The following is an 11,683-nucleotide window of genomic DNA, read 5'->3' as shown; positions in this document are numbered from 1 at the left end:
TCTTTCCACAGGTCATGAGCTTTGGTAATGAAGGGGGCATGGATCTGCAGCGCCGCCTCCTCCCCTCCATGAGCATGCTGACCGCCTTCGAGGCGGCCGCCCGCACCGGCAGCTTCACCGCCGCGGCGGCCGAGCTGTCGCTGACCCAAGGGGCGGTCAGCCGGCAGATCAAGGCGTTGGAGGACCAGATCGGCACGCCGCTGTTCACCCGCAAAGGGCAACGGGTGACGCTGACCCCGACCGGGGCGCTCTATGCCGATCCGATCCGTGACGCCCTGCGCCAAATCGCGGCGGCGACCGTGCGGACCATCGCCGCGCCCAAGGGCGGCGTGCTGAACCTCGCCATCCTGCCGACCTTCGGGACGCGCTGGCTGGTGCCGCGGCTGCCGGCCTTCCAGGCGGCGCACCCGCAGGTGACGATCCACTTCACCACCAAGCTGGCGCCCTTCGATTTCCGCCTGCACGACCTGGACGCGGCCATCCATTACGGCTTCGGCGACTGGCCCGACGCCGTCTGCGACCATCTGCTGGATGAGGAGGTGCTGCCGGTCTGCTCGCCCGCCTTTCTCAAGGCGCATCCGGTGGCGGACCCTGCCGACCTGCTGTCCCTGCCGCTGCTGCACACCAGCACCCGCGCCGATGCCTGGAACGACTGGCTGACGGCCCAGGGGCTGCCGCCGCGCCCCGGCGCCGGCATGGTGTTCGAACAGTTCGCCACCACCGCCCAGGCGGCGGAGGCTGGGCTGGGCGTCGCCCTGCTGCCGACCCTGCTGGTCCGCGCCGAGCTGGACGACGGCACCCTGGTCCCGGCCATCGACCGCCCGCACCGCAGCGCGCGCGCTTATTACCTCGTCCACCCCCGCGGCAAGGCCAACCACCCGCCCTTCGCCGCCTTCCGCCAATGGCTGCTGGCGGAGGCGCGCGGTTGTGCAATATAAGACGAATGCTCTTCCACGCATGGTTGGGCTTTCTTCTTATTCGAGGATGTTCGCATGGCTCCCCGCGTCTCGGTTCTGCTGCCGGCCTGGAATTCGGCGGCCTATGTCGAGGAGGCCGTGGAGTCGATCCTGGGCCAGACCTTTGGTGACTTCGAGCTTCTGGTGCTGGATGACGGTTCGACCGACGGGACCGCCGACCGGGTGCTGGCGATGGGGGATTCCCGGCTGAAGGTCTTCCGCAACCCGGTGCAGCTCGGCCTGTCCGGCATCCTCAATGTCGGGCTGGCACTGGCGGAGGCGGAGTATGTCGCGCGCATGGACAGCGACGACATCGCGGCGCCCGACCGCCTCGCCCTGCAGGTGGCGGTGCTGGACAGCCGGCCGGAGGTGACGGTCTGCGGCGCCGATCTGGAGATGTTCGGGGACGCCACCGGAGCGAGTGACGCGGCAACTGAAGATTGCGACATCAAGGCGCTGTTCCTGGAAGCGGCGCGCAACGTGTTCGACGCCACCTCGCTGTTCCGCCGCGACTTCCTGATGGAGCACCGGATCCGCTGGAACCAGGCCTATGTGTCGGGCGGCGATCTTGCCTTCTGGATCGATTTCATGCGTGCGGGCGCCGTCTTCACCAATGTGAAGAAGCCGCTGCTGCGCTACCGCCGCCACCCGGCGGCGCTGTCCCGGAACGTCACCGGCACCGCCTCGGCGGTTTATCGCATCCGCAAGGGGCTGATCGCCGATTTCTACCCCCACCTGAGCCAGTTGGAGGTGGCGGCGCTGGCCAACCTGTTCGCCGGAGCCCCGCCGGGCGGCGGCAGCTTCAGCTTCTCCTCCCTGTGCGAAGCGGTGGCTGCCGCGACGAAGGCGAAACAGTGGACCGAACCGGTCTTCGGCGAATCGCGGTCGGTGCTCGATCAGATCGTCAACAACCGGGTGCTGCGCTTCCAACAGGCGATCCTGCGGCAGCCGTAAGTCTGCTTCACCCCGCCGCCGCCAGTTCCCCGATCCCGTCGCCGTTGCGCCGCACCGTCAGCCTGCGGTCGTGGAAGGCGGCGAGGCTGGGGCGGTGGCCGATGCTGACCAGGGTGGTGCCGGGCAGGCGGGCGCGCAGCAGGCCGTACAGCCTCTCCTCCGTCTCCGGATCGCAGGCGGAGGTCGCTTCGTCCAGATAGAGCCAGTCGGGCTTGTGCAGCAGGGCGCGGGCGATGGCGATGCGCTGCTGTTCGCCGCCGGACAGCCGTTGCGACCAGTGGTCCTCCTCCTCCAGTCGGTCGGCGAATCCGGCCATGCCGACGGCGTCCAGCACCTCGCGCACCGCTTCCGCCTCGAAGGCGTCGGCAGCGGCGGGATAGGTGACGGCGGCGCGCAGCGTGCCGATCGGCAGATAGGGCTTCTGCGGCAGGACCATGCTGCCGTTGGCGGTTGCGCCGCCGCCGGCAGGCAGGGCGATGCGGCCATGGCCGAAGGGCCAGATGCCGGCGATGGCGCGCAGGATGGTGCTCTTGCCCGAACCGGAAGGGCCGGTGATGAGCACCGTGTCGCCCGGCTGCACCGTCAGGTCGGCACGGACCAGCGGCGTGCCGCCGGTGGGCAGGGTCAGGGCCAGCCCGTCCAGCGTCAGGGCGCCGTCCATGGCCGCCGTGCGCTCCACCCCCGCATTGTCGCGGCCGGCGGCGCGCACCGTCTGAACCGCATGGTGAAAGCCGGTCAGACGGCTGGTGGTGGCATGCCAGTCGGCGAGGTTCACGTAGGCGTCGATGAACCAGGACAGTGATCCCTGCACCTGCCCGAAGGCCTGGGAGGTCTGCATCAGCGATCCCAGCGGCAGGGCGCCGCTGAAATAGCGCGGGGCGGCGACCAGCAGCGGGAAGATGACGGCGATCTGCCCGTAGGCGGAGGTGAACCAGACCAGCCGCTTCTGCGTGCGCATCAGCGACCACCAGTTGGCGACGACGCGGGCGAAGCGGTCGCCGAAACCGCGCGCCTCCTGCGTCTCGCCCTGTTGCAGGGCGACGCTCTCGGCATTCTCGCGCAGGCGGACCAGGGCGAAGCGGAAGTCGGCCTCGTAACGCTGCTGGTCGAAGCTGAGCCGGGCGAGCGGCCTGCCGATCTTGTGGGTGATCCATGTGCCGGCGACGGCATAGACCAGGGCCACCCACACCATGTAGCCGGGAAGGTCGATGTCCAGCCATGGGATCGTGACCGACCCGGACAGGCTCCACAGGATGGCGAGGAAGGAGACCAAGGAGACCAGATTGGTCAGGAAGCCCAGCGACAGGCTGAGGGTCAGTTGAACGAAACCGCGCAGATCCTCGGCGATGCGCTGGTCGGGGTTGTCTGTGCCGGTGTTGGCGAACTGCAGACGGTAATAGGTCTGGTTCTCCAGCCAATCGCCGAGATAGCGTTCGGTCAGCCAGCGGCGCCAGCGGATCTGCAGCATCTGGTTCAGATAGAGGCGATAGACCGCCACCGCGATGAACACCAGCGCCAGCCCGCCGAACACCAGCAGGGCATGGATGAAGCCGCTCTGGTCCTTCTCCTGCAGCGCGTTGAAGATGTCGGCGTTGATCTGGGTGAACCAGACCTCCATGAACACCGCCGCCAGATTGAGAACGACGATCGCCGCCAACAGGCCGCGCGCCGCCCATTTCTCCTCCGACGACCAATAGGGTCTGGTCAGGCGCCAGACGTCGGACAGGAAATGGCGGGCGGCGGACAGGCGTCCGGTGGGAGCGGGCGGATGGTATGCACGCGCGGGCATCGGTCGGGCACTCGCAAGCGGTCAGCACATGGTGTGCCGATTACCACCCTTTGCCGCGCCAAAGGCATGAATTCGCTGTCACCTGCCGCGGATCGCGTCCCGGCGGCAGGTGCCCGGTCAGGGAGCCCAGGCGGCGGCCCAGCGGTGGGTGAACCCTGCCTCCCGCTCCAGCATGCGGCCCAGGCGGATCAGGCGGCGTTCCTCGCCCGGCCGTGCGATCAGCTGGATGCCGAAGGGCAGCGCGTCACCGCCATCCGGACCGCCGACGGGCAGGGTCAGCACGGGGAAGCCGATGAGCGTGACGATGGCGGTGACGCCGAGATAGTCGAGGATGGACTCCACCGGCCGGCCGTCGATCGCCGTCACCTCGCCGTCCTCGTTCGGCCAGGGCAGCACGCCGCAGGCCGGGGCGGCCAGCACGTCGATCTCCTCGAACAGCGCGACGAAGCGGCGGTAGAGCGCCGTGCGGGCGGCCTGCGCCTCCAGATAGGCGTCGGCGGTGATGCCGGCGCCGGCCTCGATGTTCCAGCGGATGGTTTCGGTCAGCGCCTCGCCATGTTTTGCCAGCATCGGGCCGAAGGCGTGGCGGGTCTGGGCGGCGCGCAGGGTGCGAAAGGTCGCCATGGCGTCGCCGCAGTCGGGATGGCGGCGCGCGACCGGCCCGGCGGCCCGCTCCAGCCGGTCGACCGCTTCGGCGAAGCGCTCCCGCACCGCCTGGGAGACGGTGGCGACGCCGAAATCGGCGGTGGCGCCCAGCCGCGTCTCCGATCCGTCATCGCGGTCGCCGAACAGGGAGGTCGGGTCGCGCAGGTCGCTGCCGGCCATCGCCGACAACAGCAGGGCGCAATCCGCGGTGTCGCGGGCCAGCACGCCATGGGTCGCCAGCGTGTCCCAGCCCAGCGCGCGGCCGGGCGCCGGGATCAGCCCCGGAGTCGGCCGGATGGAGGCGATGCCGCAGAAGCTGGCCGGGATCCGCACCGACCCGCCATAGTCGGTGCCGTGCGCCAGCGGCACCATGCCGACCGCGACCGCCGCCGCCGACCCGCCGCTCGACCCGCCGGAGGTCAAAGCCGGATCGGCCGGGTTGCGGGTCGGTCCATACAGGCGGTTCCGGCAGATGGCGCCGAAGCCGAACTCCGGTGTGTTGGTCTTGCCGATGACGATGCCGCCCGCCGCCTCGATCCGCGCAACCGCGATGTCGTTGCTGGCCGGCACATGGTCGGCATAGAGCGCAGAGCCGTAGGTGGTGCGGATGCCCGCGGTGTCGGTCAGATCCTTCACCGCCACCGGAATCCCATGCAGCGGACCGACGGGCGCCGGCCGGGCGTCCAGCGCGTCGGCGCGGGCCAGGGCCTTTTCGGCGGCGACGGTGATGAAGGCGGACAGCGCCGGTTCGGCCGCGGCGATCCGCGCCATATGCGCCTCGACCGCTTCGCGTGCCGACAGCTCCCGCTTCGCCAGCCGTTCCGCCAGGGTGGCGGCGCCTTCCCTCCACAGGGTGTTGGAGTCCTGGGTCATGCATCCCTCCCGATTTCCGGCCATCCGATTCTTGGGCGGATTCTCGGGCGGACGGTAGCGCGAAACCGGTGGTGCGCCCAACAATGCACCATACAGGGCAGGGCTGCGTCAGCGCTGCTGCGCGGCGGAGGCGCGGCAGTCGTTCAGGATGTTGCCGACGGTCACCCGCTCCCGCTCGTCCATGCTGAGGCTCCAGCGCGCCTTCACCAGGATCCAGTCGGCGACATAGAGGCAGATGCCGTCGCGCTTGGGCGGCAGCCAGTCCTCCGGTCCCTTGGAGCCTTTGGCGCGGTTGGCCTCGCGGCTGGAAACCAGCAGGGTCAGCGGGTCGCTGGTGTCATTGGCGTATGCGGCACGCTTCTCCCGGCTCCAATCGTAGCCGCCGCTGGCATAGGCCTCCTCCAGCGGCACTCGGTGGTCGATGTCGACCACCTGCGGGTCGGTGTAGCGTTCGCCGGTGTAGGGATCGATCCAGTCGCCGGATTTCACGCTGCAGCCCTTGGCGTCGAGCGTCGCCGGACGCCGGGAGTCGCGGATCAGCACCTTCTCGCGCGAATTCAGGCAGCCGCCCTCCAGCGCCAGCCAGTGCGGCCACGCATCGCGGTCGTAGCCGCGTCGCTTCTCCGGCTCCACCCGGATGCCGTCGAGCTGCCGGGCGACCTCGGCGTAGTCGATCTTGTCGGTGGCGCGGGCGACGGCCGGAGGAGGGGGCTCTACCTGCTCCTGCTTGCGCGGCTGGCGGGGACGGTGGGGCTCCTGCCCCAGCAGGCGGTCGAGCGTTCCGGGCGGGATGATGTGGACCCGCTCCGCCACCGCGACGACGGCGAGGACCGCCAGGATGACGAACAGTGCCCGCAGGGGCAGGGATCGGCGGCGGGCCATGTTTCGTTCACCTCGATGACTGTGCCCTTCCCCTCATACCCGCCTACGGCACCGCCCTCAAGGCATACGGCCGGTCAGGGTGGCGCTCAGGCCCTGGAGCAGGCCGACCTGACATATGGTGTCGAAGGTGGAGCGCATCAGCGACGGGTCGCCGATCGACACGCGGATGTCGCCGGCCCGCGGTTCGGTGTGGCGGCGGCGGACCTTGCTGTTGCACAGTTCCTGCAGCACCTCCAGCAGCATCACCAGCGAGGTCGCGCGGCCGGTGCAGAGATTGTAGACCTGCGACCCGGCGAAGCGCCGCTCCATCGTCAGCGCCAGGATGCGGACCACATCGCCGACGAAGACGAAATCGCGGACCTGCTGGCCGTCACCGTGGATCTCCACGTCCTCGCCGCGGGCGACCCGGCGGGCGAAGATGGAGATCACGCCGGAATAGGGCGACAACGGGTCCTGGCGCGGGCCATAGACGTTGAAGAAACGGAAGCCGACCGTCGGCACCCCCTGGATCGCCCAGGCGACGCGGGCGTGCATCTCGCAGCCAAGCTTGTCGACGCCATAGGCCGACAGCGGGCGCGGCAACTCGTCCTCCTTCAGCGGGGTGTTGGTGTTGTCGCCATAGACGGCGGCGGAAGAGGCGTAGACCACCGGGATCGGGCTGCCGCGCTTGGCGTCGCGCGCCGCCTCGAACACGGTGACGGTGCCCAGCAGGTTGGTGCGGTGGGTCTCCGCCCACAGCTCCCGTGATTTCTGCACTGACGCGACGGCGGCGAGGTGGAAAACGCCGTCCACGCCTTCGCCGGAATGGCCGGCCATCGCCTCGCGCACCGCGTCGGGGTCGGCGACGTCGCCCACCACCAGCGTCGCGGCGCTCGGCTTGTTCTCCAGCCGGCCGCTCGACATGTTGTCGAGGATCGTCACCCGGTGCCCGTCGGCGAGCAGCCGGTCGGCCAGATGCGAGCCGATGAAACCGCAGCCGCCGGTGATGAGGTAGTGCGCCATGGTCGTTCCCGAGCCCTTCCTTCGTTGCACCGGCGTTGCCGCACCGCAGCGGGACCGCCGGAAATCCCTTCCAAGAGTCGGGACACAACCGACAGGCTGCCAGACCATCTTCGGGATAGGGCAGTGCCTCAACCGGGGAGCCGCCCCCGCCCGTCGGGCGACCACGGGGGCGAATCGGTCCCGTTTCCTCCATGACGGTTTCGGGACAGGCGGCACCGATGGTTCAACAGGCTTATCCACCACCTTGTCCACGGTTCTGTGGATAACCATGGTCAAGCTTGCGAGGTTGGAACACGCGTCAGGCCGGTCACACTGGTGCAGAAATGCTGCGGTGTACGAACGGTTTCCTGGCCCGATCCTTTGCTGCAAAGCACAAGAGCAGCCCATGCAAAAAGCCCCACCGTGGCGGCTGTGCCACGGTGGGGCTTTTTGAGGGGGGCGGACAGGGCTGTGGATTACGGCCCGGCTCGCGCTTGGTCGAACTCAGCCCTGCTTGGGGCCGAGGACCTCCGCCTTGACGGTGGCGAAGGCCCAGTCGAGCCAGGGCAGCACCGCCTCCATATCCTCGTTCTCCACCGTGGCGCCGCCCCACAGCCGCAGGCCGGGAGGCGCGTCGCGGTAGGAGCCGGCGTCGAAGGCGGCCTCCTCCTTCTCCAACAGGGCGGACAGTTTCTTGGCGAAGGCGGCCTGCGCCTCCTCCGTCAAAGCGGTCACGTCGGGATCGGTGAAGCGCAGGCAGATCGAGGTGCAGGAGCGGTTGGCAGGGTCCTTGGCCAGGAAGCCGGCCCATCTGCTGGTTTCCGCCCAGTCGGCGACGATGCGCAGGTTCTGCTCCGACCGGCGGATCAGCTGGGTCAGGCCGCCCAGCGACAGGGCCCAGCGCAGGCCGTCGATGGCGTCCTCGACGCACAGCATCGACGGCGTGTTGATGGTGTCGCCTTCGAAGATGCCTTCGATCAGCTTGCCGTTCTTGGTCAGGCGGAAGATCTTCGGCAGCGGCCGGTCGGGCTGGAAGCTCTCCAGCCGTTCGACCGCGCGCGGGCTCAGCACCAGCATGCCGTGCGCCGCCTCGCCGCCCAGCACCTTCTGCCAGGACCAGGTGGCGACGTCGATCTTGTGCCAGGGCAGCGCCATGGCGAAGGCGGCCGAGGTGGCGTCGCAGATGGTCAGCCCTTCGCGGTCGTCGGCGATCCAGTCGCCGTCGGCCACCCTGACGCCGGCGGTGGTGCCGTTCCAGGTGAAAACGACATCGTGGCTGAAATCGACCGCCGACAGGTCCGGCAATTCGCCATAGGGGGCGATCAGGTTGCGGACGTCCGGCAGCTTCAGCTGCTTGGCGACATCGGTCACCCATTCCTTGCCGAAACTTTCCCAGGCCAGCATGTCGACGCCGCGGGCACCCAGCATCGACCACAGCGCCATCTCCACCGCCCCGGTGTCGGAGGCGGGGACGATGCCGATGCGGTAGTCGCCGGGGATGCCCAGCACCGCGCGGGTGAGGTCGATGACCTCCTTCAGCTTGGCCTTGCCCGGCTTGGAGCGGTGGGAGCGGCCGAGCAGCGCGCCGTCCAGCGCGTCGAGCGACCAGCCCGGACGCTTCGCGCAGGGACCCGAGGAGAAGAGCGGAGTGTTGGGCCGGCGGCTGGGCCGGCTGGCGCTGCTGGCAGTCATGGAGCGAACTTCCTGTCCCAGAACGGGAATGTGCGGAGGTCCGGACCTTAAAAGCTGCGCCTGCCGCCGTCAATCTAGGGACACGGTGCGGGACGCGGAACCCTGCCGTGCCGATTGCTCACTTGGTGCGGCCGATCTTGCCGTTGCGATAGGTCCAGGCGGCCTCGCCCCCGCCGCCGGGTTGCGGCATCGAGATCGTCAGCACATCGTTGTCGATGGTGACCTGGGCGGCATCGCTGCAGGAGCCGAAGGGATAGGAGACCAGCGGCTGCGGGCCGCCGACCTCCAGGATGCGGAAGCGGGTGGGGCAGTCCTTGGCGCCGGTATCGGCCTGGAACAGGGCGATCCAGCGGTCCTTCAGCGAATAGGCGCCGACGAAGGACAGCATGTCGCTCTCCTTGTCCTCGAACACGGGCTGGTCGTTCACCGACACCTGGGTGTGCTTCGGCCCGATGTCGGTCATCGTCAGCACGGTGTTGCCCAGCGCCGCCATCAGGCGGGGCTCGGCCGCATCGGCAGAACCGGCAACCGTGCCGGCGATCCCGAAGGCGATGGAAAGGCTGCCCACCGCCGCGGCGCACACGCTAAGAACCCGCAAAACCCGTCTCCCTGGCTGCTGCGCCCCGGCGGGGCGGCTTTACCGAACGGGGCGCACCATAATGCGGGGAGCGCTTCGCCGGAAGCCGTCCTTTTCGCCGGGGGCCGGATGTACCGGCAGCCGGGAGCGTCAGCGGATGTTGACCCTGAGACCGAAGCCCGGAACCACCGGCTGCGGCGCATAGACGACGGGCGGCGGCGCATAGATCACCCGCGGCTGCGGCGCGTAAACGACCGGGGGCGGGGCGTAGACGACGGGCGGCGGGGCGTAATAGGCGCCGCGCTCGCGCCAATGACGGTGATGGGGGCGCTCCCAGCGCCAGTCCGGTCCGCCGCGGCCGGGGCCGTACCATTCGCGGCCATGGTCGCCTCGTCCGCGCCAGTCGTCATGGGCGGCGGCGGGGCCGACGGTGGCGCCCAGCATCGATCCGGCGACCAGAGCGCCCAGAACCACGGCTTTCAATCCAAACCCAAAGCGGCCAGTCATTCCGGCGTCCTCCTGGTGTCGGGGGTATCTTGTCCCCTCATGAGCCGATGAACGTCGCCGCTCCGGCTTTCATTCCACTCGGAAGGAAAAGATTTGGTCGTATGGCGTCGGTTATAGTCTGGCGCGGCCTCAGGCCCAGCCGTCCGCCAGACCGGAGCGGGCGGGTGCCGGCGAGGCGAACAGGCTGGCCGGCTTGTAGGCCGGGCGGTCTGCCGGCCTGCCGAAATGATAGCCCTGGGCCAGTTCGAAGCCCCAGGCGTTGAGCTGCGCCGCCTGGTCCTGCGTCTCCACCATCTCGGCGATCACCTGCACGCGGATTTCCCGGCACAGCCCGACCATGGCGCGCAGGATGGCGTCGTCGCGCGGGCTGCCGCCCAGCCGGCGGACATAGCTGCCGTCGATCTTCACGAAATCGACCGGCAGGGCCTGGATGTAGGGGAAGGACGCCGCGCCGGCCCCGAAATCGTCCAGGCAGATGCGGTGGCCGGTGCGGCGCAACTCCTCCAGCACGCGGGCGGCGCGCGGCAGGTCGGTCAGGCCGGTCGATTCGGTCACCTCGACCAGCAGGCGGGAGCGCAATGCCGGGTCGCGGGCGACCAGCCGTTGGAAGGCGACCACGAAGATGTCGCTGCCAAGCGAGGCCGCCGACATGTTCACGGCAATTTGCAGGGAGGGATCGGCCGCAAGCGTCTCCAGCGCCTTTTCACAGACCAGCAGGTCGACGTCATGGACCATGCCGATCTGCTCGGCGAAGGCGATGGTCGGGCCGGGAGCGCCGTTGGGGAAGCGGGCCAGCGCCTCGTAATGGTGCAGGCCGCGGGTGGCGAGCGAAACGATCGGCTGGAATTGCAGCTTCAGCCGGTCGTCGGTCAGGGTGGTGCGCAGGCTGGTCACCCGCGTCACCGTCTGGTCGACCAGCAGCTTCACCGCGTCATGCATGGTGGAGATGTCGAATTTGGCCGTCTCCTCGGCGAAGCTCTTCACCGTGAACATCAGCACGCGTCCGGCATCCTCGCGGCTGAGGCCGGGAGCGGACATGTCGAGCGTCAGATTTTCCGACGCCAGCGGCTGGCCGTCCGGCGACAGGCCGGCGCCGGTCACCGCGATTTCGTCGGCGAGCGCGCCGGCCGACAGGTCGCTGCCGTGGACGAGACCGAAACGGTCCTCCCCCAGCCGGGTCGCCAGCGTGTCGTCGGCGGCGTGGACGCGCAGCAGCGCCCCGACCTCTCCCAGCAGGCGCAGCGTCAGTTCCGGGCCCAGCCGCGATTTGACCTCGCCGAAGTCGGCGATCTTGATGAGGGTCAGTTTCGGCGGCGACTGGCCGACGTCGACGCCGAAGCGCTCGCCCAGCTGCGCCTGGAAGGCCTCGGGGTCGAGCAGCCCGGTCTCCGCGTCGCGGGCCGGCGCCTCGGCTCCTTTGCTTTCCGACCGGGTCAGCGTCAGCTGCACGTTGGGCGAGCGGCCGAGCCGATAGCCGGACAGCGTGGCTTGCGTCCCGCCGGCAAGGGCGACCGTCCGCGGCTCCAGCCGGCGGTTGGACCCGGCGGTGCGCAGCAGGCGCCGCACCAGCCCGCGGTCGCCGGCCGCCAGCATGCGGTCGATCGGCTGACCGATCAGTTCGGCATCGGTGATTCCCAGGACATGCTGCAAGGCGCCGGCGGCGAAGCCGATGATTCCACGGGCATCCACCTCGATCAGCACATCCGCATTGGCAAATGCGAAGCCAAGGAAGCGTGCGACGTCCGATGTCATGGTGCCTCGGCAAGGATCGCGGTTGGGTGGAGCGACCGGATGCTTCGCACCCGACGAAATAATATGTCTACAAAA

10 protein-coding genes are annotated in these 11,683 nt (G+C 69.1%); 2 read left to right on the top strand and 8 right to left on the bottom strand.

Annotation, left to right across the window (positions count from 1 at the left end; genetic code table 11):
* The first annotated feature begins 38 nt into the window (after positions 1-38).
* Both gcvA and FZ029_RS11845 read left to right on the top strand, forming a co-directional pair.
* Complete coding sequence (gcvA, locus tag FZ029_RS11850; protein WP_149269415.1) at positions 39-938, top strand: transcriptional regulator GcvA; 900 nt, start codon at positions 39-41, stop codon at positions 936-938.
* Positions 939-992: 54 nt separating this feature from the next.
* On the top strand, positions 993-1,910 hold the full coding sequence (locus FZ029_RS11845) for a glycosyltransferase family A protein (protein WP_149269414.1): 918 nt from the start codon (positions 993-995) through the stop codon (positions 1,908-1,910).
* A 7-nt stretch (positions 1,911-1,917) separates the two neighbouring features.
* Here FZ029_RS11845 and FZ029_RS11840 read toward each other — a convergent pair whose 3' ends face one another.
* The 8 genes from FZ029_RS11840 to FZ029_RS11805 form a co-directional block, all read right to left on the bottom strand.
* Positions 1,918-3,699 (bottom strand): ABC transporter ATP-binding protein/permease, encoded by a 1,782-nt coding sequence (locus tag FZ029_RS11840; RefSeq protein WP_149269413.1) that lies wholly within the window; start codon positions 3,697-3,699, stop codon positions 1,918-1,920.
* A 117-nt stretch (positions 3,700-3,816) separates the two neighbouring features.
* On the bottom strand, positions 3,817-5,217 hold the full coding sequence (locus FZ029_RS11835) for an amidase (RefSeq protein ID WP_149269412.1): 1,401 nt from the start codon (positions 5,215-5,217) through the stop codon (positions 3,817-3,819).
* 108 nt (positions 5,218-5,325) lie between these two features.
* Positions 5,326-6,099: an HNH endonuclease family protein gene (locus tag FZ029_RS11830; protein ID WP_149269411.1), complete on the bottom strand. Its 774-nt coding sequence runs from the start codon at positions 6,097-6,099 to the stop codon at positions 5,326-5,328.
* A 57-nt stretch (positions 6,100-6,156) separates the two neighbouring features.
* Positions 6,157-7,101, bottom strand: coding sequence for an SDR family NAD(P)-dependent oxidoreductase (locus FZ029_RS11825; RefSeq protein WP_149269410.1), 945 nt, complete (start codon positions 7,099-7,101; stop codon positions 6,157-6,159).
* 483 nt (positions 7,102-7,584) lie between these two features.
* Positions 7,585-8,772 (bottom strand): phosphoserine transaminase, encoded by a 1,188-nt coding sequence (locus FZ029_RS11820; protein ID WP_149269409.1) that lies wholly within the window; start codon positions 8,770-8,772, stop codon positions 7,585-7,587.
* A gap of 118 nt (positions 8,773-8,890) precedes the next feature.
* Complete coding sequence (locus FZ029_RS11815) at positions 8,891-9,370, bottom strand: hypothetical protein (RefSeq protein ID WP_247892271.1); 480 nt, start codon at positions 9,368-9,370, stop codon at positions 8,891-8,893.
* Between the two features lie 129 nt (positions 9,371-9,499).
* Positions 9,500-9,856, bottom strand: a complete 357-nt coding sequence (locus FZ029_RS11810) for a hypothetical protein (RefSeq protein WP_149269408.1) — start codon at positions 9,854-9,856, stop codon at positions 9,500-9,502.
* A 129-nt stretch (positions 9,857-9,985) separates the two neighbouring features.
* Entirely contained in the window at positions 9,986-11,608 is a 1,623-nt protein-coding gene (locus FZ029_RS11805; protein WP_149269407.1) for an EAL domain-containing protein, read from the bottom strand.
* Positions 11,609-11,683 lie beyond the last annotated feature (75 nt).

Origin of the sequence: Azospirillum sp. Sh1 (assembly GCF_008365135.1) — a bacterium.
Classification (GTDB): Bacteria; Pseudomonadota; Alphaproteobacteria; order Azospirillales; family Azospirillaceae; genus Azospirillum; species Azospirillum oryzae.
Note: the sequence above shows the minus strand (reverse complement) of the source record. Positions and strands in the feature narration are given on the sequence as shown.

Excerpts from the sequence above, each read along its gene's own strand:
- gcvA (WP_149269415.1), top strand. The coding sequence starts at position 39 with ATGGATCTGCAGCGCCGCCTCCTCCCCTCCATGAGCATGCTGACCGCC.
- FZ029_RS11820 (WP_149269409.1), bottom strand. The coding sequence starts at position 8,772 with ATGACTGCCAGCAGCGCCAGCCGGCCCAGCCGCCGGCCCAACACTCCG.
- FZ029_RS11840 (WP_149269413.1), bottom strand. The coding sequence starts at position 3,699 with ATGCCCGCGCGTGCATACCATCCGCCCGCTCCCACCGGACGCCTGTCC.
- FZ029_RS11825 (WP_149269410.1), bottom strand. The coding sequence starts at position 7,101 with ATGGCGCACTACCTCATCACCGGCGGCTGCGGTTTCATCGGCTCGCAT.
- FZ029_RS11805 (WP_149269407.1), bottom strand. The coding sequence starts at position 11,608 with ATGACATCGGACGTCGCACGCTTCCTTGGCTTCGCATTTGCCAATGCG.
- FZ029_RS11830 (WP_149269411.1), bottom strand. The coding sequence starts at position 6,099 with ATGGCCCGCCGCCGATCCCTGCCCCTGCGGGCACTGTTCGTCATCCTG.
- FZ029_RS11810 (WP_149269408.1), bottom strand. The coding sequence starts at position 9,856 with ATGACTGGCCGCTTTGGGTTTGGATTGAAAGCCGTGGTTCTGGGCGCT.
- FZ029_RS11835 (WP_149269412.1), bottom strand. The coding sequence starts at position 5,217 with ATGACCCAGGACTCCAACACCCTGTGGAGGGAAGGCGCCGCCACCCTG.
- FZ029_RS11845 (WP_149269414.1), top strand. The coding sequence starts at position 993 with ATGGCTCCCCGCGTCTCGGTTCTGCTGCCGGCCTGGAATTCGGCGGCC.